23 protein-coding genes are annotated in these 23,074 nt (G+C 69.1%); 7 read left to right on the top strand and 16 right to left on the bottom strand.

All coding sequences use genetic code 11. From position 1 onward, the window contains the following. Positions 1-80 precede the first annotated feature (80 nt). From MMB17_RS01145 to MMB17_RS01115, 7 genes are all read right to left on the bottom strand, one after another. Positions 81-2,840 (bottom strand): phosphoenolpyruvate carboxylase, encoded by a 2,760-nt coding sequence (locus MMB17_RS01145; RefSeq protein ID WP_241100776.1) that lies wholly within the window; start codon positions 2,838-2,840, stop codon positions 81-83. Between the two features lie 206 nt (positions 2,841-3,046). Further along, a complete protein-coding gene (gene sucD / locus MMB17_RS01140) occupies positions 3,047-3,937 on the bottom strand; it encodes a succinate--CoA ligase subunit alpha (RefSeq protein ID WP_241100775.1) in 891 nt (296 codons plus the stop codon). A gap of 18 nt (positions 3,938-3,955) precedes the next feature. Beyond that, positions 3,956-5,128 carry a malate--CoA ligase subunit beta gene (locus MMB17_RS01135; protein ID WP_238309707.1) on the bottom strand — a complete coding sequence of 391 codons (1,173 nt, stop codon included), beginning with the start codon at positions 5,126-5,128 and terminating at the stop codon, positions 3,956-3,958. A 280-nt stretch (positions 5,129-5,408) separates the two neighbouring features. Further along, the gene (fchA, locus tag MMB17_RS01130; RefSeq protein WP_241100774.1) at positions 5,409-6,035 is read right to left on the bottom strand and encodes a methenyltetrahydrofolate cyclohydrolase; all 627 of its coding nucleotides are present in this window, start codon (positions 6,033-6,035) and stop codon (positions 5,409-5,411) included. A 3-nt stretch (positions 6,036-6,038) separates the two neighbouring features. Continuing rightward, complete coding sequence (locus MMB17_RS01125; protein WP_238309710.1) at positions 6,039-6,905, bottom strand: NADP-dependent methylenetetrahydromethanopterin/methylenetetrahydrofolate dehydrogenase; 867 nt, start codon at positions 6,903-6,905, stop codon at positions 6,039-6,041. 140 nt (positions 6,906-7,045) lie between these two features. Next, positions 7,046-7,990, bottom strand: coding sequence for a D-2-hydroxyacid dehydrogenase (locus MMB17_RS01120; RefSeq protein WP_238309711.1), 945 nt, complete (start codon positions 7,988-7,990; stop codon positions 7,046-7,048). 114 nt (positions 7,991-8,104) lie between these two features. Beyond that, complete coding sequence (locus MMB17_RS01115) at positions 8,105-9,313, bottom strand: aminotransferase class V-fold PLP-dependent enzyme (protein WP_238309712.1); 1,209 nt, start codon at positions 9,311-9,313, stop codon at positions 8,105-8,107. 633 nt (positions 9,314-9,946) lie between these two features. Between MMB17_RS01115 and MMB17_RS01110 the strand changes: the two genes are divergently transcribed. The 3 genes from MMB17_RS01110 to MMB17_RS01100 all read left to right on the top strand — a co-directional run bounded on the left by MMB17_RS01110 (position 9,947) and on the right by MMB17_RS01100 (position 12,535). Then, entirely contained in the window at positions 9,947-10,771 is an 825-nt protein-coding gene (locus MMB17_RS01110; protein ID WP_241100773.1) for a UDP-2,3-diacylglucosamine diphosphatase, read from the top strand. Further along, positions 10,768-11,811, top strand: coding sequence for a glycosyltransferase family 4 protein (locus tag MMB17_RS01105; protein WP_241100772.1), 1,044 nt, complete (start codon positions 10,768-10,770; stop codon positions 11,809-11,811). The genes MMB17_RS01110 and MMB17_RS01105 overlap by 4 nt, the downstream gene beginning before the upstream one ends. A 91-nt stretch (positions 11,812-11,902) precedes the next feature. After that, positions 11,903-12,535: a ribonuclease HII gene (locus tag MMB17_RS01100; protein WP_238310171.1), complete on the top strand. Its 633-nt coding sequence runs from the start codon at positions 11,903-11,905 to the stop codon at positions 12,533-12,535. 49 nt (positions 12,536-12,584) lie between these two features. Here MMB17_RS01100 and MMB17_RS01095 read toward each other — a convergent pair whose 3' ends face one another. The 4 genes from MMB17_RS01095 to MMB17_RS01080 all read right to left on the bottom strand — a co-directional run bounded on the left by MMB17_RS01095 (position 12,585) and on the right by MMB17_RS01080 (position 16,478). Next, complete coding sequence (locus MMB17_RS01095; RefSeq protein ID WP_241100771.1) at positions 12,585-13,349, bottom strand: ABC transporter permease; 765 nt, start codon at positions 13,347-13,349, stop codon at positions 12,585-12,587. Then, entirely contained in the window at positions 13,346-14,140 is a 795-nt protein-coding gene (locus tag MMB17_RS01090) for an ABC transporter ATP-binding protein (RefSeq protein ID WP_241100770.1), read from the bottom strand. The genes MMB17_RS01095 and MMB17_RS01090 overlap by 4 nt, the downstream gene beginning before the upstream one ends. Further along, the gene (locus tag MMB17_RS01085) at positions 14,140-15,120 is read right to left on the bottom strand and encodes an ABC transporter substrate-binding protein (protein ID WP_241100769.1); all 981 of its coding nucleotides are present in this window, start codon (positions 15,118-15,120) and stop codon (positions 14,140-14,142) included. The genes MMB17_RS01090 and MMB17_RS01085 overlap by 1 nt, the downstream gene beginning before the upstream one ends. 236 nt (positions 15,121-15,356) lie before the next feature. Further along, on the bottom strand, positions 15,357-16,478 hold the full coding sequence (locus MMB17_RS01080) for a PA0069 family radical SAM protein (RefSeq protein ID WP_241100768.1): 1,122 nt from the start codon (positions 16,476-16,478) through the stop codon (positions 15,357-15,359). A 171-nt stretch (positions 16,479-16,649) separates the two neighbouring features. On the opposite strand from MMB17_RS01080, the gene MMB17_RS01075 reads away from it, so the two are divergent. After that, on the top strand, positions 16,650-17,171 hold the full coding sequence (locus MMB17_RS01075; RefSeq protein WP_238309719.1) for a glycosyltransferase family protein: 522 nt from the start codon (positions 16,650-16,652) through the stop codon (positions 17,169-17,171). An 18-nt stretch (positions 17,172-17,189) separates the two neighbouring features. Here MMB17_RS01075 and MMB17_RS01070 read toward each other — a convergent pair whose 3' ends face one another. The 4 genes from MMB17_RS01070 to moaB form a co-directional block, all read right to left on the bottom strand. Continuing rightward, positions 17,190-17,480 carry a hypothetical protein gene (locus MMB17_RS01070; protein ID WP_241100767.1) on the bottom strand — a complete coding sequence of 97 codons (291 nt, stop codon included), beginning with the start codon at positions 17,478-17,480 and terminating at the stop codon, positions 17,190-17,192. Positions 17,481-17,562: 82 nt separating this feature from the next. Next, positions 17,563-17,925, bottom strand: a complete 363-nt coding sequence (locus tag MMB17_RS01065) for a TonB C-terminal domain-containing protein (protein WP_241100766.1) — start codon at positions 17,923-17,925, stop codon at positions 17,563-17,565. Positions 17,926-18,109: 184 nt separating this feature from the next. Beyond that, complete coding sequence (locus MMB17_RS01060; protein ID WP_241100765.1) at positions 18,110-18,340, bottom strand: hypothetical protein; 231 nt, start codon at positions 18,338-18,340, stop codon at positions 18,110-18,112. Positions 18,341-18,439: 99 nt separating this feature from the next. Continuing rightward, positions 18,440-18,997 carry a molybdenum cofactor biosynthesis protein B gene (gene moaB, locus MMB17_RS01055; RefSeq protein WP_241102304.1) on the bottom strand — a complete coding sequence of 186 codons (558 nt, stop codon included), beginning with the start codon at positions 18,995-18,997 and terminating at the stop codon, positions 18,440-18,442. Between the two features lie 179 nt (positions 18,998-19,176). Here moaB and purB point away from each other — a divergent pair, with 179 nt between their 5' ends. Both purB and MMB17_RS01045 read left to right on the top strand, forming a co-directional pair. After that, positions 19,177-20,484, top strand: a complete 1,308-nt coding sequence (gene purB, locus MMB17_RS01050) for an adenylosuccinate lyase (protein ID WP_241100764.1) — start codon at positions 19,177-19,179, stop codon at positions 20,482-20,484. A gap of 69 nt (positions 20,485-20,553) precedes the next feature. Continuing rightward, positions 20,554-21,405, top strand: coding sequence for a D-amino-acid transaminase (locus MMB17_RS01045; RefSeq protein WP_238309724.1), 852 nt, complete (start codon positions 20,554-20,556; stop codon positions 21,403-21,405). A 160-nt stretch (positions 21,406-21,565) separates the two neighbouring features. Here the strand turns inward: MMB17_RS01045 and MMB17_RS01040 are convergent, their stop codons facing one another. Continuing rightward, positions 21,566-21,781 carry a hypothetical protein gene (locus MMB17_RS01040; protein ID WP_241100763.1) on the bottom strand — a complete coding sequence of 72 codons (216 nt, stop codon included), beginning with the start codon at positions 21,779-21,781 and terminating at the stop codon, positions 21,566-21,568. Positions 21,782-22,083: 302 nt separating this feature from the next. On the opposite strand from MMB17_RS01040, the gene ppk2 reads away from it, so the two are divergent. Next, positions 22,084-23,007, top strand: coding sequence for a polyphosphate kinase 2 (gene ppk2 / locus MMB17_RS01035; protein ID WP_241100762.1), 924 nt, complete (start codon positions 22,084-22,086; stop codon positions 23,005-23,007). The last annotated feature ends 67 nt before the right edge of the window (positions 23,008-23,074 follow it).

Genomic DNA, 23,074 nt, shown 5'->3' with positions numbered 1-23,074 from the left:
CGTTTGGCGCGCCGCGTCTACCGCCCCGGGCGACAGAACGGCACGATCCTTTCGCGGGAGGGCCGGGGCCGGCCCTTCCCTCAGCCGGTCGCGCCGAAGCCGACCGCGATGCAGTTGATCGACAGGAGCAGGGCCGACTTCACGGCCTCGCGCTTGTCGTCGTCCTCCTCCGAGCGGAAGCGGCGCAGCAGCTCCACCTGCTCGCGGCTGACCTGATTGATGGTCGGCAGGCGGCCGGTCAGCCGCTCGCGGAATTGCGGGAAGCGGGCGGCGAGCTCGTCGTCGCCGCTGATGCGCAGCACCATCTCCTTCGTGAGGGCGTATTCCGCCTCGATCATCCCGAAGATGCGGGTGCGGATCTCGGGGTCGGCGACAAGCTTGGCGTAGTCGCGGGCGATGTCGAGATCGACCATCAGCAGGGTCTTCTCGACCTCGTCCAGGACGAGGCGGAAGACCTTGCAGTCGCGGAACAGGCGGCGCAGCAATTCCTCGCCCTGCTCCCCGCGCACGTCGAGGAAGCTCTTGAGCCCCGAGCCGACGCCGTACCAGCCGGTGATGACGTGCCGGTTCTGCGACCAGGCGAACACCCAGGGAATCGCGCGCAGATCCGAGAGCGAGCGGGCGCCGAAGCGGCGGGCCGGGCGCGAGCCGATATTGAGCAGGGCGATCTCGTCCAGCGGGCTCGCCGACTGGAAGTAGTCGACGAGGCCGTCCGCCTGCAGCAGGTTGACATAGGCCGCCCGCGAGGCGCCCGAGAGCGCTTCCATGGCATCGTCGTACTCGCTGCGCGACTGCGTGCTCGCCTCCCGCTCCGACTGGAGGGCGTGCTCGAACACCGAGGAGGCCAGCAGCTCCATCTGGTAGGCCGCGGTGCCGCGGTTGGCGTATTTGAACGAGACGACCTCGCCCTGCTCGGTGATGCGGAAGCGCCCGTTGATCGAGCCGGGGGGCTGGGCCGCGATACCGCGCTGGGTCGGCACGCCGCCGCGGCTCACCGAGCCGCCGCGGCCGTGGAAGAAGGCGATCGGCACGCCGGCATGCTTGCCGAGCGCGGTCAGCCGCGCCTGGGCCTTGTAGAGCTCCCAGTTGGAGGCGACGAAGCCGCCGTCCTTGTTGGAGTCCGAATAGCCGATCATCACCTCCTGCACGCCGCCCTGCCAGCGGGTGGAGCGGCGCACCACCGGAACCGCGAGCAGCTCCTTCATGATGGCGGGCGCGGCGCGCAGGTCGTCGATGGTCTCGAAGAGCGGCACGATCGGCAGCGGACAGATCTCGGTGCCGGTGCTGTCGAGGAAGATGCCCGCCTCCTTGGCGAGCAGATAGGCGCCGAGCACGTCGTCGACCGAGCGGGTCATCGACAGGATGAAGGCGCCGAAGGCCTCCCGGTCGAGCTGTTCGCGCATCTCGCCGACGAGGGCGAAGGTGTCGAGGGTCTCGCGGGCATCGTCCGGCAGGCCCTCGAAGGAGCGTTCCGGGTCCCGCGGGCGGGCGAGCTCCGTCAGCAGCCATTCGCGCCAGGCCGGCGTGTTCAGCTCGGGCGGGGTCCGCTCGCCGTTGCGCTGCTTCCAGAGGGCCTGCAGCGTGTTGGTGGTGCGGGTCGAGTTCTCGCGCAGGTCGAGGCGGACCGTGGAGAAGCGGAAGATCTCCACCATGCGCCGCACCGGCCGCACGAGGTCGACGGCGAGCGAGGGGCACTTGGAATCGGTGAGCCCCTGCTCCAGCACCCGCAGGTCGTTGATGAGCCCGTCGGCGCTCGGATAGTCCGGCCCCGCGGAGCGCTGGCCCTTGTTGCGCTGGATCGTGGCTTCGAGCTTGCGCAGCACGCAGGTGAGATACTGGCGGAAGGCCTCGCCCGGATTGCGGTTGGCGATGGCCTTGCCGTCGCCGCTCTCGTCGAGGAGCAGGGCGAGCTCCTTGCGGAAGCTTTCCGGCACGGGCAGCGAGCGCTCGGTCAGGGAGAGCACCCGGCCGAGATGGGTGATGCCGTCGCGGTAGCGGCGCAGCGAGGCCAGCGCGTTGCGCTTCAGAGTCTCGCGGGTGACGCTCGCGGTGACGTAGGGATTGCCGTCGCGGTCGCCGCCGATCCAGCTTCCGAACTGGAAGAAGGGCGGCACCTCGAAGGTCTCGTCGGGATAGTATTGCGCGAGGCTCTCCTCGAGGGAGTACATCACCTCGGGCAGCATCTCGAACAGGGTCTCGTCGAAGAAGTGCAGCCCCCAGGCGACTTCGCGCTCGACGGTGGCCTTCTCCAGATGCAGCTCGCCCGTCATCCAGACCAGCTCGATCTGGTCGCGCAGGTCGTTCATCAGGCCGTTGCGCTCGCGCTCGGTCCAGCGCGGCAGCTCCAGTTCGCGCAGGACGAGGTAGATCCGGCGCAGCTTCTCCAGCACCGTGACGCGCTTGCCCTCGGTGGGATGGGCGGTGATCGTCGGGCGGATGCGCAGGTCCTTGAGCAGGGCATGGATCTGCGGGGCCTTGATGCCGCTCTGCGCGGCCTCGGCCAGCACCTTGGCGAAGGAGCCGCGCAGGGCCTCGCGGCCGGAATCGCGCTCCACATGCCGGCGCCGGCGCATGGCCGCGTTCTGCTCGGCGATGGAGAGCAGCTGGAACCAGATCCCCTGCACCTGCAGCGCCCGGGCGAGCATCTGCGGGGTGAAGTTCGAGATGTCGGCGGTGCCGTGCAGCACGGCCTCCAGCTCCGGCTCGTGCCGCCGCGCGACGTCGAGCAGGGCATGGAACAGGATGTCGAGGGCTTCCTTCGACGACGTTCCCGTGATGACGGGCGGTGCGAAGGTGCTGTCGGCGACGGCCGCAGGCACCGCATGCAGCGTGGCGGGCATCGTGGGCGACCTCCCTTGGATTTCGAATGGGCGCGCGGCTCGCGGCGAGCGCAGCGCATGACCTCCCCCTTCGGCGGGGGAGGGGACCCGCGGAGCGGGGGGAAGAGGGGCGGGCCCCGTGCTCTCCGGGCGCGACGCTCCCGCTCCGGACCCTCGCCGCGGCGAGGGCAGCCCTCCCCCGTTGCGGGGGAGGGGATCGGCGGCGGTCAGGCCGCCCGCCTGAGCACCTGGGCCACGGTCTCGCCGAAGGAGCCCGGATCGGGCGCCACGGTGAGGCCGTAGGAGCGCATGATCTCCGCCTTCTCCGCGGCGCTGTCGCCGGAGGCCGAGATGATGGCGCCGGCATGGCCCATGCGGCGGCCCTTCGGCGCCGTGAGGCCGGCCACGAAGCCGATCACCGGCTTGGAGAAGTTCTCCTTGATCCAGGCCGAGGCCTCGGCCTCCTGCGGGCCGCCGATCTCGCCGATCATCAGCACGGCCTCGGTCTCCGGATCCTTCTCGAACAGGGCGAGATGGTCGAGGAAGGAGGAGCCGTTGATCGGGTCGCCGCCGATGCCGACGGAGGTCGAGATGCCGATGCCGAGGGCCTTCATCTGCGCGGCGGCCTCGTAGCCCAGCGTGCCCGAGCGGGAGATCACGCCGACCCGGCCCGGCAGGTAGATGTGGCCGGGCATGATGCCGAGCATCGACTTGCCGGGGGAGATGATGCCGGCGCAGTTCGGGCCGACCACCATCGTGCGCCGTTCCTTGGGATAGCGCATCAGGTAGCGCTTCACGCGCATCATGTCCTGGGCGGGGATGCCGTCCGTGATCGAGCAGACCAGCTTCAGGCCCGCATCCGCCGCCTCCATGATCGCGTCCGCGGCGAAGGGCGGGGCGACGAAGGTGATGGAGGTGGTGGCGCCGGTCTCGCGCACCGCGTCCTTGACGGTGTTGAACACCGGCACGCCGACATGGGTCTTGCCGCCCTTGCCGGGGGTGACGCCGCCGACGACGTTGGCGCCGTACGCGATCATTTCCTTGGCGTGGAAGGTGCCCTTGTCGCCCGTGATGCCCTGGACGATGATCGGGGTCTTCTCGTCGATGAGAATGCTCATGGCGTGTCCTCCCCGGGCTTAGCGCTTGGCGCCGTTGCAGGCCTCGACGGCCTTCTTCGCGGCTTCCGACAGGGTGTCGGCGGTGATCAGGTCGAGGCCGCTCTCGGCGAGGATCTGCTTGCCGGCCTCCACGTTCGTGCCGGCGAGGCGCACCACCAGCGGCACATCGATCTTCACCTCCCGCGCCGCCTTCACGACGCCCTCCGCGACCCAGTCGCAGCGGTTGATGCCGGCGAAGATGTTGACGAGGATCGCCTTCACGTTGCGGTCCGACAGGACCAGGCGGAAGGCGGTGGCGACGCGCTCGGGGGAGGCGCCGCCACCCACGTCCAGGAAGTTCGCCGGCTCGCCGCCCGCGTGCTTGATCATGTCCATGGTGGCCATGGCCAGGCCGGCGCCGTTGACGATGCAGCCGATCTCGCCGTCGAGGCCAATGTAGCTGAGGTTGTGCTCGGCGGCCTGGGCCTCGCGCGGATCGCCCTGGGACGGGTCGTGCATGTCCGCGATGTTGCGGCGGCGGAACATGGCATTGTCGTCGAAGGACATCTTGGCGTCGAGCGCCAGCACCCGGTCGTCCTTGGTGACGACCAGCGGGTTGATCTCCAGCATGGTGCCGTCGCAGTCGCGGAACGCCCGGTAGGCGTTCATGATCGTCTTCACCGCGGCCGAGACCTGCTTGATGTTCAGGCCGAGCTGGAAGGCGATCTCGCGGGCCTGGAACTGCTGCAGGCCGACCGCCGGCTCGACCACGACCTGGATCAGGGCCTCCGGCTCCTTGGCCGCGATCTCCTCGATGTCCATGCCGCCGCGCTGGGAGGCGATGACGCGCACGCGCTCGGCCTTCCGGTCCAGCACGTAGCCGAGATAGAGCTCGCGCTCGAAGGGATCGGCGGTCTCGACATAGACGCGCTGCACCGGCTTGCCCTCGGGGCCGGTCTGGATCGTCACGAGACGCTTGCCCAGCAGGTCGCGGGCGGCGTCACGGACCTCGTTGTAGGTGCGGCACAGCTTGATGCCGCCCGCCTTGCCGCGGGCGCCGGCATGGATCTGCGCCTTCACCGCCCAGAACGAGCCGCCGAGTTCGGTCGCGGCATAGACCGCCTGGTCCGGGCTGAAAGCCACGGCGCCCTTCGGGACGGCGACGCCGAAGCTCGCAAGCAATTCTTTTGCTTGGTATTCGTGAACGTCCATCGAAGTTCTCCTTCGCGTTTCCTCGGGCGCACCTTCGCGTAAAATCGAATTTACGGGAAGTCGGCCGCGCTTAAATTTTTTCTTTTGTTGTGCTTCAATTTGCCTGCAGGCCAGATACTTAGCGGCCTTTCGAATGCCCTTTGCCGGACCTTCTCGGTCTTCGGCGGCATGTCCTCCCTCTCTTGGGAGAGACCTGAGGGGGCTGTGCGACCGCTCCTCGAACGGGCCTTGCTGCGGATCCCGGGCGGACCCGGGATCCGTGGGTGAAGAGCGCCCCCGCTCAGTTCACCTTGTTCTTCACCACCTCGTAGACGCGCTCGTTGAGCGCGGCCGCCTCGCCCAAAAGGGATTCGAGCTCCTTCAGCCGTTCCTCGGCGAAGGCGCGATCCTCGAGGCCCTTGGCGTTGACGTAGACGTTCAGCGCCGCCGAGCGCAGCCCGGCGAAGGCGGAGAGGACGGCGACGCCCGCATCCGAGATCACGTTGAGGTTGCCCTTCTCGGCGACGATCTCGGCGAGGTCGATCACCTGGCGGCAGACGCGGCAGCAGGCCAGCGGCACGTCGGTCGCGGTCTTGAGGGCTTCCTGGATCTTGGCCGAACGGGCCGCCTTCTCCTCGTCGGTGGTCTTGGGCAGGCCGTAGGCCCCCATCACCGCGTCGAAGGCCTCGACGTCGTCGGCGATCATGCCGGTGAGCGTCTTGCGCAGGGCCTCGGACTTCTCGAGGACCTGCTTCAGCTCGGCCTCGACCTCGACGTACTTCTTCTTGCCGATGGTGAGGTTGCATACCATCGACACGAGGGCGGCGCCCATGGCGCCGGAGATGGCGGCGGCACCGCCGCCGCCGGGGGTCGGGGCCGAGCTCGCCAGCCCGTCGAGGAACGTTTCGATCGTCGCGTTGGCGGCCATGGCTCAGGCCATTTCCTTGGCGAGGGCGTAGATGTTCTCCGCGTCGAACACGCCCTCGGTGGATTCGAACAGCTTGGCCACGCAGGCGCGGTGCAGCTTGAGCTTGAGGCCGCCGATGCCGAGCGCCCCGAAGGTGAGCTTGCCGTGGCGCTCCTTGCCCTTGTCCATGGCGTCGATGCCGCCGAAGCCGAGGGGGGGCTGGGCGTTGTAGTCGGCCACGATCTCGATGGAGGCCTCGTCCTTCCAGCCGGATTCGGGCAGAAGCTCGATGCCGATGGCGCCGGCGGAGAAGATCAGGTTCTGGCCCTTCACCAGGGCGACGCGGGAGGCCTCGTCCGGGGTGGCGGCGGCCGTCACGTTCACGCCGAAGCGCTTGTTGACGTTGTCCGCCGCGGCCTGGGCGCGGTCGAGCTGGCGGGCGGCGATGATCACCTCGGCGCCTTCCCGGGCGAGCAGGGCCGCCGAGCGCATGCCGACCGGGCCGGTGCCGGCGAGCACCACGGCCTTCTTGCCCTTCACGGAGCCGCCGGCCGCCTTCACGGCGAGGGCCACGCCCGCCGCCGCGGTGGTGTTCGAGCCGTTGGAATCGAGCATCGCCGAGACGCGGAACGGGCCGAAGAAGCGCTTCTTGACCGCCTCGAACACCGCCTCGCCGGCCGCCATGTTGCCGCCGCCGACGAAGATCGCCGTCGACTTCTTCTCGGAGCCGCCGCGGGTGTAGATCGTGCCGTCGACTAGCGCGCCTACGTTCTCCGTGGTCACGTTGCCGTAGCCGGTGATGTGGTCGGCGCCGCCGTCATAGCCGACCACCGTGTCGAACACGCTCGGGACCGCATCGGTGTCGAACAGGAAGAGAAGCTTCTTGGTCATGGTGCCTCTGGCTGCTTCTTGGCCGCGCTGAATCGGGCGCGGCGCGTTTCCATGGAGAGACGTCCGGCGCTCTCGCGCGCCGGCCGCCCTCGCCCCGGGATGTCTTTTCGTTCTTCGCGGACCGCCTCGCGGACGGCTGCTTACGGCTCGACGACGTTCTGCGGCTTGCCCGCGACGAAGGCCTCGATGTTGTCGACGAGCTGATCGGCGAGGATCTGCATCGCCTCCTTGCTCGCCCAGGCCACGTGCGGGGTGACGATCAGGTTCGGCAGATCGGCCTCGCAGAGGATGTTGCCGTTCTTGGGCGGCTCCTGGGCCACCACGTCGAAGCCGGCGCCGGCGATGGTGCCGTCCTTGAGCGCCTCGAGCAGGGCCGCCTCGTCCACGAGCCCGCCGCGGGCCGTGTTGATGAGGATCGCCGACTTCTTCATCTTCTTGAGCTCTTCGGCCCCGATCAGGTTCTTGGTGTCGGGGGTGAGCGGCACGTGCAGGGTGATGACGTCCGACTGGGTCAGGATCGTCTCGAAATCGACGAGGCCCTCCTGCGGGAACACGTCGTAGGCCAGCACCTTCATGCCGAGCGCTTCCGCGCGCTTGGCGATCGACTTGCCCAGCGCCCCGTAGCCGATGATGCCGAGCGTCGAGCCGGCGATGTCGTAGATCGGGTAGTCGAAATAGCAGAACTGGGTCGACTTGTTCCAATCGCCCCGGCGCACGGAATTGGCGTAGGGCACGATCGCCCGGCGCAGGGCGAACATCAGGCCGACCACGTGCTCGGGCACGGTGTTGAAGGCGTAGCCGCGGATGTTGACGGTCGTGATGCCCTGCGCCTTGGCGGCGGCCTTGTCGACGACGTCCGTGCCGGTGGCGGCGACTGCGATCAGCTTGAGGTCCGGGAGCTGCTTCAGCGTGTCGGCCCGCATGGGCACCTTGTTGATGATCGCGATCTCGGCGCCCTTCAGGCGCTCGACGATCTCCTCCGGCGTCCAGGTCGACTCGTATTCCTTGTATTCGTGCGGGAAATTGAATGCGCGAACCGTCGCATCGAGCGACTCGCGGTCGAGGAACACGACTTTTTTCGTCATCTTGGACCCCTGCCTTCCGGACGGTCGGCGCTGGCGTGATCCGCCGACCTTGCTCCCTGGGTGACGGAACCGGCGCCGGGCTGGCAAGCCCGGCGCCGGTTCCGCGACACGGTCTTACGACTTGGAGAGCGGGTGCTCGCGCAGGTAGCTGGAGGCCGCCGCCACGCCGGAGCCGGGGGTGACCTTGATGCCGTTGTCGAGGAGCGACATCTCGGCGCCGGCGATCGCGCCGAGCAGCGAGAGCTCGTTCAGGTCACCGACATGGCCGATGCGGAACACCTTGCCCGCGACCTGGGACAGGCCGGCGCCGAGGGCGAGGTTGTAGCGCACGAAGGCGTGCTTGATGACCTTGGCGGCGTCGAAGCCCTCCGGCACCAGGATGGCGGTGACGGTGTCCGAGTTCCAGCGCGGGTCCTTGGCGCAGGTCTTCAGACCCCAGGCCGCGACGGCCTGGCGGGTGGCCTCGCCGAGCACCGCGTGGCGGTGATAGACGTTCTCCAGGCCTTCCTCGAACAGGCAGGCGAGCGCCTCGCGCAGGCCGTAGAGCAGCGGCAGCGGCGGGGTGTAGGGGAAGTAGCCGGCGCCGTTCTGCTTCTTGTGGTCTTCCCAGTCGAAGTAGACGCGGGCGAGCCGGTCGTTGCGGCCCGAGGAGCCCTCGGCGGCCTTGAGCGCCTTCTGGCTGACGCAAATCACGCCGAGGCCGGCGGGGAGCATCAGGCCCTTCTGGGAGCCGGCGATGGCGCAGTCGACCTTCCACTCGTCGGCGTAGAACGGCAGCGAGCCGATCGAGGACACGCCATCGACGAAGAGCAGGGCCGGGTGGCCGGCGGCGTCGATCGCCTTGCGCACGGCGCCGATGTCGGAGGTCACGCCGGTCGCGGTCTCGTTATGGACCACCATGACGGCCTTGATCTCGTGGTTCTTGTCGGCGCGCAGGGCCTCCTCGATCTTCTCGGGATGCGCGCCGGTGCCCCACTCCTCCTCCTGGACGATGACGTCGAGGCCGAGGCGCTGCGCCATGTCGATCCAGAGGTGGCTGAACTGGCCGTAGCGGGCGGTCAGGACCTTGTCGCCGCGGGCGAGGGTGTTGGTCAGCGCGGATTCCCAGATGCCCGTGCCGGAGGCGGGGAACAGGAAGATCGTGCCCTCGGTGGAGCCGAACACCTTCTTGGTGTCCTCGAAGAGCGGCTTCGTCAGCGACGGGAAGTCGACGGAGCGGTGATCCTCGGACTGCACCAGCATCGCGCGCATGACGCGGTCCGGGATGTTGGTCGGGCCGGGCACGAACAGATGGTTGCGCCCCGGCCGTCTCGTTGCCGCCATGGTGTTTCCTCCGAGTTACCTGAATGAAGCGGCGGGAGCGCCGGGAAGCGCCCACGCCTCGTGTGGAACGGCGGGGCGCCGGGCGCCCGCCGCGGATTTTCTTCTGTCCGGCCCGGAGGGGATCGCGCCCGCCCCGGTCCGGTGGCCCGCCATACGGGCGTCTCGACCTTGGCAGAAGCGAGACCGCCGCGCCCATGCGATCGCCTGGGCGCAGGGATGCGCGGGGATCGCGCCCGCCGCCTCTGCCATCGGGAGGGTGGGATGTCCCGGCGCCGGCCACCGTTCCGGGTCGTGCCACAGCGGCGCGAGGCGGATGGCCGATCGAGTCGAAGACGCGTGAACCCGCGTTCCGACCGCCATGGGACACGTCCTTCCTGTGGTCGATGATCCCGGTAGACCGCCCGAAGGCTCCGGGCACAATCATGCCCGGCGGGTCACCTTGGCCTGGACCATGCCCCGATTGCCGGACAGGGAAAAGCTCAAAAAACTGAACGGGCCGAGAAAAAAATTTCGGTGTGCCAAGTGCTTCGCGGCGCCTGCACAATAGCACGCGGAGGCCCGGCGCGCGGGCCGTCATCAAACTGAGATCGGCTTCGGTTTTGGCTCCCGGCGAGGATAATGCCGGAGGCTGACTTGGCCGAGGATCCCGAAAAGACCACCCGGGTGCGGACTCTCTTCCTGTCCGACATGCATCTGGGCACCAAGGGCTGCCAGGCGGGCCTGCTGCTCGACTTCCTGCGCGACTACGACGCCGACACGATCTATCTCGTCGGCGACATCGTCGACGGCTGGCAGCTCCGCTCGGGCTGGTACTGGCCGCAGGCCCATAACGACGTGGTGCAGAAGCTGCTGCGCAAGGTCCGCAAGGGCACGCATATCGTCTACGTGCCGGGCAACCACGACGAGTTCCTGCGCGACTTCCTGGGCACGACCTTCGGCGGCATCGAGATCGCCGACAGCCGCATCCACGTCGCCGCCGACGGCAAGCGCTATCTCGTGATCCACGGCGACCAGTTCGACATGGTGGTGCGCCACTCGAAGTGGCTCGCCCATCTCGGTGACGGCGCCTACACCGCCGCGCTCACCCTCAACACCCTCCTGAACAAGGTCCGCCGGCGCCTCGGGCTCGCCTATTGGTCGCTCTCGGCCTGGGCGAAGCTGAAGGTGAAGAACGCGGTCAACTTCATCTCCAGCTTCGAGACGCTGCTCGCCGAGGAGGCCCGCCGCCAGAACGCGGACGGCGTGATCTGCGGCCACATCCACCATGCCGCCAAACGCGAGATTTCCGGGCTCACCTATCTGAACACCGGCGACTGGGTGGAATCCTGCACCGGTATCGTCGAGCATTACGACGGCACCATGGAGGTGCTGCACTACCCCTCGATCCTGCGCGCCCGGGCGGCCCAGGTGGCGGAGACGGTGGCGGTGGCCCCGCAAGGGCGGCGGGCCGTCGCGTGAGGCTGCTCATCGCCACCGATGCGTGGCATCCGCAGGTCAACGGGGTGGTGCGCTCGCTGGAGCACATGGTGGAGGCCGCGCCCGCGCACGGCTTCGAGCCGGTGCTGCTCTCGCCGCTGGACTTCGCCTCGGTGCCGATGCCGGGCTATGCCGAGATCCGGCTGTCGCTCGCGACCCGCCTCGGCGTGGAGGCGCGCTGGCCGCGGCTGTCGCCGAGCCATGTCCATATTGCCACGGAGGGGCCGATCGGGCTCGCGGTGCGCCGGGCCTGTCTCGCCCGCAACCGGCCCTTCACGACGAGCTACCACACGCGCTTCCCCGAATACCTCGCCGCCCGGGCTCCCGTGCCGGAGGCCTGGAGCTATGCCTGGCTCCGCCGCTTCCACGCCGCCGCCACGGGCACGATGGTGAGCACGCCCTCCCTGGAGCGGGAGCTGCGCGGGCGCGGCTTCGTCAACCTGATGCGCTGGACCCGGGGCGTCGACACCGAGCTGTTCCGCCCGCACGAGAGCCACGCGCTCGACGGCCTGCCGCGGCCGCTCTTCCTGTTCGTCGGCCGGCTCGCGGTGGAGAAGAACATCGAGGCCTTCCTCGGCCTCGACCTGCCCGGCACCAAGGTCGTGGTGGGGGAGGGGCCGGACCGCGCCCGGCTCGAGGCCTTGGGCTCCGGCGCCCGCTTCCTCGGCGCCCTGACGGGGCAGGCTCTGGCGGACGTCTACGCGGCGGCGGACGTGTTCGTGTTCCCGAGCCTCACCGATACCTTCGGCATCGTGCTGCTGGAGGCCCTGGCCTCCGGGCTGCCGGTGGCGGCCTATCCCGTTACCGGTCCCCTCGACGTGATCGGGGAGGGCGGGGCCGGCGTGCTCGACCACGACCTGCGCGCGGCGGCGCTGGGGGCGCTTCAGGTGCCGCGGGCGCGCTGCCGGGAAGAGGCCCTGCATTACAGCTGGGCCGAGAGCGCGCGGCAGTTCTTCTCGAACATCGCCAGCGCCCATCTGCCGGTCTTCGAGCCGCCGGCCGCGCTCCTCGAGACGGTTTGATCCCCCGCGCCCGGGCGTTTGACTCGGGCGCCCCGTTTCTGCGACCGCTGCGCCGGTGACGCGGCCCCGCCGGGCCGCCTTCCCCGCCGTGATGCTGTCCCCGATGCGACCCTTCGATCCCGCCATCCCCTATCCCGCCGTGATCGGCTGCGACGAGGTCGGCCGCGGGGCCCTGTGCGGGCCGGTGATGGTGGCGGCGGTCTGGTTCGATCCCGCCGCCTTCCCGGAGGCCCTGCTCGCCCGGCTCGACGACAGCAAGCGCCTCGACAAGGCGACGCGGGAGGCCCTGACCCCGCTGATCCGGGAGCATGCCCGCGTCTCCCTCGCCGCGGGCTCGCGGGCCCTCGTCGACACGATCAACGTGCGTGCCGCCACCCTCGACGCCATGCGCCGGGCGGTGCTGAAGCTCGGCCTCGATGCGCCGGTCTGCGTCGACGGCCGCGACCGCATCCCCGGCCTCGCCCCGCTGGAATGCCGGGCGATCGTCGGCGGCGACCGCCTGGTGCCGCAGATCGCCGCCGCCTCCATCGTCGCCAAGACGCTCCGCGACGCGCTCATGCGCCGGCTCGCGACCCGCCATCCCGCCTATGCCTGGGAGCGCAATGCGGGCTACGGCACCGCCGCCCATCTCGCCGGCCTGACGGCCTCGGGCCGCAGCCCGCACCACCGGGTGAGCTTCACCGCCCGCTTCCGGGATGCCGGATCGAGCCTCGCAAGGGCGTGATCCGGCCCTTCGCCGACCCGCCGAAGGGGAGGGGCCGTCGAGGGCCGGCCTAGCGGCCGCTCCAGTGCACGAAGCGGTGTTCCGTCCAGGCCGACAGGACGTTGAGCACGTAGCCGAGCGCGCCGGCGGCGAAGATCGCGGCATACATGCGCGGCATGTCGAAGATCATCTGGTTGTTCATGATCCGCTGGCCGAGACCGTCCGTCGAGCCGATGAACATCTCGGCGACGATCACGATGACGAGGGCGATCGAGATGCCGTTGCGCAGGCCGACGAAGGTCTGCGGCAGCGATTCCCACACGGTGACATCGGTCATGACCCGCCAGGCGCTCGCGCCCATGACGCGGGCGGCGAGCTGGCGCTGCTTGCGCGCGTTCATCACGCCGTAGGCGACGTTGAACAGGATCACGAGGGCCGCTCCGAAGGCGGCCACCGCGATCTTCGTGGCTTCGCCGACCCCGAACAGGACCAGGAAGAGGGGGAACAGCGCCGAGGCCGGGGTCGAGCGGAAGAAGTCGATCAGGAACTCGAGGGAGCGGTAGACCCGCTCGGAGGCGCCGAGCGCCACCCCGAGGGGGACGGCGGTGACGAGGGCGATCGCGAAAGCCGCCAGGGTGCGCAGGATGGTCCTGAGCAGGTCGTTCCAGAGCGTCCCGTGTGCGAGATCCTCGGCGAAGGCCGCGACCGTCTGCTCCGGAGACGGAAGCAGGACCGCGTCGACCAGTCCGCTGCGCGAGACCAGGTCCCAGATGAGGCCGAGAAGCAGGAGGCCCAGAAGCGGCCTGAAGCGGGCGAGGAGCGCGCCTGCCGTCATTTGCGGACCTCCTGCTGGAAGATGTGCAGACTTTCCGACTTCACCCGGATGAACTCGGGGGCGACGGTGGTCTCGACCGTCCGGGGGCGTGGCGCTTCGAAGGGGATGCGGCCGGCGACGCGGGTCGGCCGCCTGGTCAGGAGAAGGACCTCGTCGGCCATGAACACGGCCTCGTCGAGATCGTGCGAAACGAGCAGCGTGGTGACGGCACGCTCGCCGAGCACCTTCTGCAGCCGATCGCGCAGGAACAGCGTCGTCTCGTAATCGAGGGCGGAGAAGGGCTCGTCCAGGAACAGCACCTCGGGTTCCACCACGAGGGCGCGCATGATCGAGACGAGCTGCTGCTGCCCGCCGGACAGCTCGTAGGGATAGCGCTGGAGATCGATGCGCACGTCGAAGCTTGCCAGCAGACGCTCGACCCGCGCCTCGGCCTCGGCGCGGCCGACACGGAGAAACTGCAGCGGGTAGCGGATGTTGTCGATCGCGCGGAGCCAGGGAAAGACGGCCTCGCGGTAGTTCTGGAAGACGTAGCCGATCACGCTCCGCCGGACGGGCTTGCCGTCGAACAGGACCGAGCCGGAATCCATCGGCAGGATGCCGGCCATCATGTTGATGAGGGTGCTCTTGCCGCAGCCGTTCGGGCCGAACACGGAGACGAATTGGCCCCGATCGATCGTCAGGTCGAAGTCGCGGTAGAGATCGACGCCGTGGAAGGCCTTCGAGAGGCCGCGCACGACGACATGGGGCGAGGCGCCCCGCGGCTCGGGAGACACCGGCTTCAGCGCCCGCATCAGATCGTCTCGATGAGGGTTCGCACGTCGATCTGTCCGGCGACGACCCCGATCGAGGCCCCGAAGTCGACGAAGGTCTGAAAATCGCGGAGCTGCCGTTCGCTCAGGCTCTTGATCTCGACGAAGTGGCTGAGGGGCACGTCCTTCGCCAGCTCGGGCGGGACGTTCATGTCGCTCACCAGATACGCGCGCACGCTCGGGTCGGAGGCCACGTCCTTCATGGCGCGCGACCACGCCTGCGCGAAGCGCGCCGCTGTCTCGGGACGCGTCTTGAGCAGGCTGGCCGAGACGGCCGCACCGGCGGCGTAGGCGTCGGCGGTGCGGTCGCCGATCAGGTAGGTGGCGATGACTCCCGCCTCGATGCGCCGCGCCACGCCTTGCTGGATCAGGGCCGTGGCCACGGGTTCGAGCGTGTAGCCGCCGTCGAAGGCGCCGGATTTGAGCGCGCCGAGATGGTTGGAGAGCTGCATCTCCTGGATCTGGTAGTCGGCCCCCTCGCGCAGCCCCGCCTTCGCCAGCACCGCCTTGGAGATGCCGATGTTGGCCGGGCCGGGCGAGGTGAAGAGCCGGGCTCCCTTCAGGTCCGCCAGCGTCTTGGCGGGGTGCCCGGTGCGCACCACGAATTGTTCGAACACGTGCTCGCTGTTCTGCGCCACCAGCGAGACGTATTTGAGGGTGCCGGGCCTGCGGACGCTGATATTGGCGCCCTCCAGGGTGACGAGGTTCGACGTCGCGTCGATCGTGCCCGTGACGAGGGCTTGGACGATCAAGGCCGGCGTGCCCAGCGTGACCGTCTCGCAGGCGAGGCCGGCTTCGGCGAAATACCCGCGCTTGAGGGCGACGAAGTAGGGCAGGGCGGCGCCGACCGGGAAAACCCCGACCTTCAACGGTTCCGCGGCGCGGCTGGGCGCGGCGGTCAGGAGGGCCGGGGCCGCGACGGCGCTCGCGCCGAGGCCCGTGACGAAGGTCCGCCGATCCATGTCCAATCCCCCTCGACGACGTCCGAGCGCCGTCCGCACGTTTCGAGAGGTATTTAACAATACAGGATATTTTTTAACACGATCAAATTTTAGCGCGGCAGCTCAGTTTTCGCGCAGCGCGTCGCCGGAATGTCGGGCAATCGTCGCCCGGGGGCGGCGCGGCGCGACGGTCTCGGGCCGCAGCCCGCACCGCCGGGTGCGCTTCACGGCCCGCTTCCGGGAGGCCGGGCCGGGTCTCAGAACAGCTTGAGCTGGCCCCCCGGCGCGTCCGGTCTGCGGAACAGCTCCGTGCTCTGGCGCAGGCGGTCCTCCGGATAGCCGAGGCGCGCCTTGGCCAGGGCGAAGCGGCGCCGGATCAGGTCGGCGTAGGGGCCGGACCCGATCATGCGCGTTCCGTAGGCGGAATCGTAGTGCTTGCCGCCGCGGGCCTCGGTGAGCAGCGAGAAGACGTGGTTCCTGCGCCCGGGATAATGCTCGGCGAACCAGTCGTCGACGAGGCCGTCGAGCTCGTGCGGCAGGCGCAGCAGCACGTAGCCCGCCTCCCGCGCCCCGGCGGTCCGGGCCGCCTCCAGAATCGATTCCAGCTCGTGGTCGTTCAGCGAGGGGATGACCGGGGCCGCGAGCACCGTCGTGGGCACGCCCGCCTCGGCGAGTGCCCGGATCGCGGCCAGACGCCGGGCCGGGTGGGGGGCCCGAGGCTCCATGCGGCGGGCGAGCACCGGATCGAGGGTGGTGACCGAGACCGCGACCTTCACCAGGTTCTGCGCCGCCATCTCCGCCAGGATGTCGAGGTCGCGCAGGACGAGATTCGACTTGGTGACGATGCCGACCGGATGCCGGAAGCGGGCCAGCACCTCCAGCACCCCGCGGGTGATGCGGTGCTGCCGCTCGATCGGCTGGTAGGGATCGGTCGCGGTGCCCAGCGCGAGGGTGCGCGGCACGTAGCCGGGGGCGGAGAGCTCCTTCTCCAGCAGGGCGGCCGCGCCCGGCTTGGCGAAGAGCTTCGTCTCGAAATCGAGCCCCGGCGAGAGCCCGGCATAGGCGTGGTTGGGCCGCGCGAAGCAATAGATGCAGCCATGCTCGCAGCCGCGATACGGGTTGATCGAGCGGTCGAACGGGATGTCGGGGGAGCGGTTGCGGGTGATGATGCTGCGGGCGCGCTCCATCATCACCTGCGTGCGCAGGCTCGCCGGCTCCGGTGTCCCGTCCCAGCCGTCGTCGAAGCGTTCGGCATGCATCGCCTCGAACCGCCCGTCGGGATTGGCGGTCGCGCCGCGGCCGCGCCGGGACTCCGCCAGAACCCGCGCCCCGGACAGCCGACGAAGGAGATCGGACGGTCGCGCCGTCGGCTTGCCCAAGGAATCCCCCTTAGAAGTATCGATTCGAATGAGAACATAACAGGAACATAGGAGAGGAAGGATGCACAAATTCCGTGCAGAATCGGAAAATTGATCCCTGCCGGCCGGGGTAGATGTGCGTGCGCCGGCAAAGCCACTTTGCGGGGCCCGAAAATCCGCTATGGGCGCGCCATGATCTCGTGCGTCATCCATGTGTCGCGCCCGGCGGAGGCGGAAGCGATCGAGCGCCTCGCTGATACGCTCAGCGCCCTCGTCGAGGGCGTCGCGGCCGGGCTCGTGAGCGATGCGGTCATCGTGGCGAGCCAGGCCAATGAGGCTTTGGACACGATCGCCGACGGGGCCGGCGCCACCTTCCTGCAGCGCTCGCCGGGGGCGAGCCCCTGGAGCGCCGGGGCCAAGGCGGCGCGGCGCGACTGGGTGCTCTGCCTGGAGGCGGGGGACATCCCGTCCGAGGGGTGGATCCGCCATCTCGACCGCTTCGTCGGCACGGCCCGGCCGGAGGTGAGCCTCGGCCGGCTGCGCCGTCCCCATGCGGGCCTGCCCTCGCGGATCAGGGCGCGCGGCGAGCGCGTGGTCGGCGTGCGCCGGGCGCGTGCGGGCGATCTGGTGCGGCGCGAGCGCCTGGCCGGGGGCAACGCCTTCCATCCGCGCCTGCATCCACGGATGCTGCTGGCGCGGCTCGACCGGGCCTGAACGCAGCCCAGAGGCGGGTCAGTGCGCGGTTTCCAGGCGCACCTGCCCGCCCGCCGGATCGACTTGCGCGATGCGTGGCCCGCAGATCTGCCCGTCCGCCTGCTCCCAGGCTTCGAGGGCCGCGTTCAGCGCCGCCACGATCTCTCCGCCGTCGCGGCCGATGCGGGGCTGCGCGGCTTCGGCGAGGCGGGCCAGCAGGGTCTGCTCCTGCTGGGGGTGGAACAGGGCGGTCGCCTGCTGGGCGTAGGCCGAATAGGTCAATTCGGCGAGCCGCCGGGCGGCCTGTTCGGCCTTGGTCGTCGCTTCCACGTCGCCGCTCCCGAATCCTGCCGCCGGCGGCGGCCTCGTGAGTCGCAAACGGTCGCAGGCGCGTGGGGATCCCCGCGCCGGCTCAGCGCCCGGGCCCCTTGCGGGGCGCGGCCGGGCCGAGGGAGAAACTCAACTCGGTGAAGCCTTCGAGCGTCAGGATGCGGGCGGGCGGGGGCGGATAGGGGCCGGTCTCGGCGATGGCCTTGCGCAGGCGCCCATCCGGATCGCTGCCCTCTAGGAGCTCCACGCCCTCGACCGCGCCTTCCGCGCCGATGCGGACACGCACCGTCACGGTCTTCGCCGGCGCGGGCAGGGCCCCGACGCGGGAGACCACGCCCGAGACCCAGGTTCTGACGGGATCCGCCTTCTGCGCCTGGGCTGGGGCGAGCATCGCCCAGACCGCGAGAACGACCGGCAGGCGACGTCCGGCGCGGGCGAGAAGCATCGGGACACTCTGATACGCAACGACGCTGGGGAAGCCGGCTCAGCTTAGCGGCAAGCCGGGGCCGAGGGCACCCGGCAGGCCCCCTTTCGCGCCGCTTATGCGCGCTCTTTTCGCCGCAGCGGGTGCAGGGTTCCCGAAAACGGGACGGGGCGCCCGAAGGCGCCCCTGGATCCGAGCCTGCGGCTCACATGGTCTTCTTCTTCATTTTCATCTTCTTGTTCTTCATCGTCCCGCCGGACTTCTTCGCATTCATGCCGCCCGACCTCATGTCGGTGGCGTTCGAGCCGGTCTCCATGGTGCTGCCGCCGGCCTGGGCCATGGCGGCGGGGGCGGAGACCGTCATGACGGAGCCGCCGATCAGAAGAGCGGCGGCGGCACACATCAGGTGTTTCATGGATAACTCCCTGTCGATCACGGAAAATCCAACGGGGAGAAACGGCCGCGGTTCCGCCTGAACAGAGAACGAACCTGTATGCACTGCAGCAAGAACAGAAGATCCTCGCTGCGGAGGCGATCAAACCTTGGCGGCGGCGCCGCGCTTCAGGTGTTCGTCGAGGCGCGGCAGGATCTCGACGAAGTTGCAGGGCTTGTGCCGGTAATCGAGCTGCGCCTTGAGGATGCCATCCCAGGCATCCTTGCAGGCGCCGGGGGAGCCGGGCAGCACGAAGATGTAGGTGGCGCCGGCCACCCCCGCGGTCGCCCGCGATTGCAGGGTCGAGGTGCCGATCTTGTCGTAGGAGATCCGGTGGAACACCGCCGAGAAGCCGTCCATGCGCTTCTCGAACAGCGGCTCCAGCGCCTCGGGCGTCACGTCGCGCCCGGTGAAGCCGGTGCCCCCCGTGGTCACCACCACGTCGATCCCCGGATCCCGGATCCAGCCCTCGACCTTCGCGCGGATGGCGCTCACCTCGTCGGGCACGATGTCGCGCGCGGCCAGCCGATGCCCGGCCTCCGCGATCCGCGCCGCCAGCGTGTCGCCGGACTTGTCGTCGGCGAGCACGCGGGTGTCCGACACCGTGAGCACGGCGATGGAGAGGGGGATGAAGGGGCGGGACGTCGGCGCGCTCGTCATGACGACGATGTTGTCCGTCGGGCGCGACCGGTCAACCGTCGCGGGGCGCCGAGCCTCCAGCGTCATGCACATCCCGGCCGGAGGGGTCGGCGAGACGGCGCGTTGAGGCATCGGGCCGCGCCGTGCTACGCGCGGGGCGATTTCGCGAAATCGCGACACTTTCGAGGCTCTGGAAGACGATGATCCCCCGCTACTCCCGCCCCGCGATGGCCGCGATCTGGTCGCCGGAGAGCCGGTTCCGGATCTGGTTCGAGATCGAGGCCCACGCCACCACGGCGCTGGCGAAGATCGGCGTCGTGCCGAAGGAAGCCGCCGACAAGGTCTGGGAGAAGGGCCGCGACGCGGTGTTCGACGTCGCCCGCATCGACGAGATCGAGGCGGTGACGAAGCACGACGTCATCGCCTTCCTCACGCATCTCGCCGAGATCGTCGGGCCGGAGGCGCGCTTCGTCCATCAGGGCATGACCTCCTCGGACGTGCTCGACACCTGCCTCAACGTGCAGCTTACCCAGGCCGCCGACATCCTGATCGCGGATCTCGACGCCCTGCTCGCCGCGCTGAAGAAGCGCGCCTTCGAGCACAAGCTCACCCCGACCATCGGCCGCTCGCACGGCATCCATGCCGAGCCGGTCACCTTCGGCCTCAAGCTCGCCCAGGCCTATGCGGAATTCGCCCGCGCCAAGGAGCGGCTGATCGCGGCCCGCAAGGAGGTGGCGACCTGCGCCATCTCCGGGGCGGTGGGCACCTTCGCCAATATCGATCCGCGGGTGGAGGAATACGTCGCCGAACAGATGGGCCTGGCGCCGGAGCCGGTCTCGACGCAGGTCATCCCCCGCGACCGCCACGCCATGTTCTTCGCCGTGCTCGGCGTGATCGCGAGCTCCATGGAGCGGCTCGCCATCGAGGTGCGCCACCTGCAGCGCACCGAGGTGCTGGAGGCGGAGGAATTCTTCTCCGAGGGGCAGAAGGGCTCCTCGGCCATGCCGCACAAGCGCAACCCGGTGCTGACCGAGAACATCACCGGCCTCGCCCGCATGGTGCGCGGCTACGTGACCCCGGCGCTGGAGAACGTGGCGCTCTGGCACGAGCGGGACATCTCGCATTCCTCGGTCGAGCGCATGATCGGCCCGGACGCCACCGTGACCCTCGATTTCGCCCTGGCCCGCCTCACCGGCGTGATCGACAAGCTGCTGGTCTACCCGGCCAACATGCAGAAGAACCTCGATAAGCTCGGCGGCCTCGTCCACTCGCAGCGGGTGCTGCTGGCGCTGACGCAGGGCGGCGTCTCGCGGGAGGATTCCTACCGGCTGGTCCAGCGCAACGCGATGCCGGTCTGGCGCGGCGAGGGCGACTTCCTCACCCTGCTCAAGGCCGATCCGGAGGTCACCGCCGTGCTCAAGCCCGAGCAGATCGAGGAATGCTTCGATCTTGGCTACCACCTGAAGCACGTCGACACGATCTTTTCACGGGTGTTCGGGGAAGCCTGAGCGCCCGGCGCCCCCGCGCACGAATCCTGCGTCGCGCCCGATCCGCGTTCGCGAGCCCACGAGAAGCCGATGTCCCGTACCGTCTACCTGAACGGCGCCTTCCTGCCCCTGGAGGAGGCCCGTGTGCCGGTGATGGACCGCGGCTTCCTGTTCGCGGACGGGATCTACGAGGTGGCGGCGGTGCTCGACGGGACCCTCGTCGACAACGCCGCCCATCTCGCCCGGCTCGACCGCTCGCTCTCCGAGATCGGCATCCGCAACCCGCATACGGAAGCGGAATGGACGCGGCTCGAAACGGAGCTGGTGGCCCGCAACGGGCTCACCGAGGGCCTCGTCTACATGCAGGTGACCCGCGGCGTCGCCGAGCGCGATTTCGGCTTCCCGAAAGGCGACGTGGCGCCGACCGTGGCGATGTTCACGCAGGAAAAGAGCATCACCGGCAACGCCATGGCCGAGACCGGCGCCAAGGCGATCACCGTGCCGGACCTGCGCTGGAAGCGGCGGGACATCAAGTCGGTGGCGCTGCTCGCCCAGGTGCTCGCCAAGCAGCAGGCGGTGGAGGCCGGCGTCGCCGAGGCCTTCATGGTCGAGGACGGCCTCGTCACCGAGGGCTCGTCCTCGACGGTCTTCATCGTCACCAAGGCCGGCACGCTGGTGACCCGGCCGCTCTCGACGGCTCTGCTGCCGGGCATCACCCGCAAGGCCATCCTGGCCCTGGCCGCCGAGACCGGGATCGCGGTGGAGGAGCGCCTCATCAACGCCAAGGAGCTCGGCGAGGCGGCGGAGGCCTTCTACACCTCCGCCTCGGCCTTCGTGATGCCGGTGGTGGAGATCGACGGCCAGCCCGTGGGCAATGGCCGCCCCGGCCCGGTCGCGACGCGCCTGCGCGCGCTCTATTTCGACTTCGCCCGCGCGGCGTAAGGTCGTTCCCGTCGATCGGGGCGGCGCGAGGGGAGGCCGCTCGGTACCCGGTTCCATCCCCCGGGTAGCGCTCAAGGAGCGCTTTTCGGCGCTCCCCGAGGCCGGCTGCCCATGGCGGCGGCGCGAGGGCTGGCCGCCTGCTCCGTCGGAGCGGACAGCCTCAGTTCTCGCCCTTCTTCGCGTTGTTCTCCTTGCTCTTCTGCATGTGGAGGCGCCGGTTCTCCTCGAAATCGTCGCTGGCCGCCGGGCTCTTCTTGGTGGCGCTCGCCGCCGCGGCCTGGTCCGTCTTGGCGCTCTCGGCCTGCGACGGCGTCGGCAGAGTCGCGAAGCCGGCCATGACCGCGAGTGCGAACAGAAGCTTGAATGAATGCATCATCGTTCATTCCTCCCAATTTAACAAAACTATAATGCAGGATTCGGCAGCAATTGCAATCGAAGATCAGTATTCATATTCAAAGATAATATTAATAATCTAAATATCATAAGATATCTTGCGGCCGATCTTTGCGGGATCGGCAAGTGCCCGGATCCGGAACGCGGGATCGGACTGCCCTCCCTGCGGAGGTCCCTGCGTGACCGCGCCGGGGAAAACCCGGAGAGCCCGGCCCGCCCTTCTCAGACCTGTCATGCGGGCATGGTCTAAGCCCCTCGATCCGTTTCAAGATCGGGGCTGAGGGCATGACCGAGGACGAGAGCAGGTGGCATGCGGCGTCGGTGGAGGCGATCCGCCGCGAGCTGACCGACAGCTACGACGAGGAGCTCGAACTCGAGCTGGAGGACGCCCGCCTCGATCACCTGAACCCGGAGGCCGATGCCCATGCCGGGCACGGGCTCGACCGACGCGTCTATTTCCGCGAGCTGCTGCGCCTGCAGCACGAACTCGTCCGCCTGCAGGATTGGGTGAAAGCCAACGGCCTGCGCGTGGTCGTGCTGTTCGAGGGCCGCGATTCCGCCGGCAAGGGCGGCGTGATCAAGCGGATCACCCAGCGCCTCAACCCGCGCATCTGCCGCGTCGCCGCTTTGCCCGCGCCCAACGAGCGCGAGCGCACGCAATGGTATTTCCAGCGCTACGTCGCCCATCTGCCCGCGGCCGGCGAGATCGTCCTGTTCGACCGGTCCTGGTACAACCGGGCCGGCGTCGAGCGGGTGATGGGCTTCTGCACCGAGGACGACGTCGAGGAATTCTTCCGCTCCGTACCGGAATTCGAGCGCATGCTCGTCCGTTCCGGAATCATGCTGGTGAAGTACTGGTTCTCGATCACCGATGCCGAGCAGGAATTCCGCTTCCGCATGCGGATCGAGGATCCGCTCAAGCAATGGAAGCTGAGCCCGATGGACGTGGAATCCCGCCGGCGCTGGGAGGATTACACCCATGCCAAGGAGGACATGCTCGCCCGCACCCACATCCCCGAGGCACCCTGGTGGGTCGTCGAGGCGGTGGACAAGAAGCGTGCGCGCCTGAACTGCATCAGCCACCTGCTGACGCAGATCCCCTATGGCGACGTGGTGCACCCGCCGGTCCACCTGCCGCCGCGGGAGCGCCACGCCGATTACGTGCGGGCGCCGATCCCCGCCGAGATGCACGTGCCGAGCCTCTACTGACGCCGAGGGACATCGCGCGGCGGATCGCACGGATGGCGGGTTTTCGCCGCGGCCTCCTGGCCGCCCT

Origin of the sequence: Methylobacterium organophilum (assembly GCF_022533465.1) — a bacterium.
Classification (GTDB): Bacteria; Pseudomonadota; Alphaproteobacteria; order Rhizobiales; family Beijerinckiaceae; genus Methylobacterium; species Methylobacterium organophilum.
Note: the sequence above shows the minus strand (reverse complement) of the source record. Positions and strands in the feature narration are given on the sequence as shown.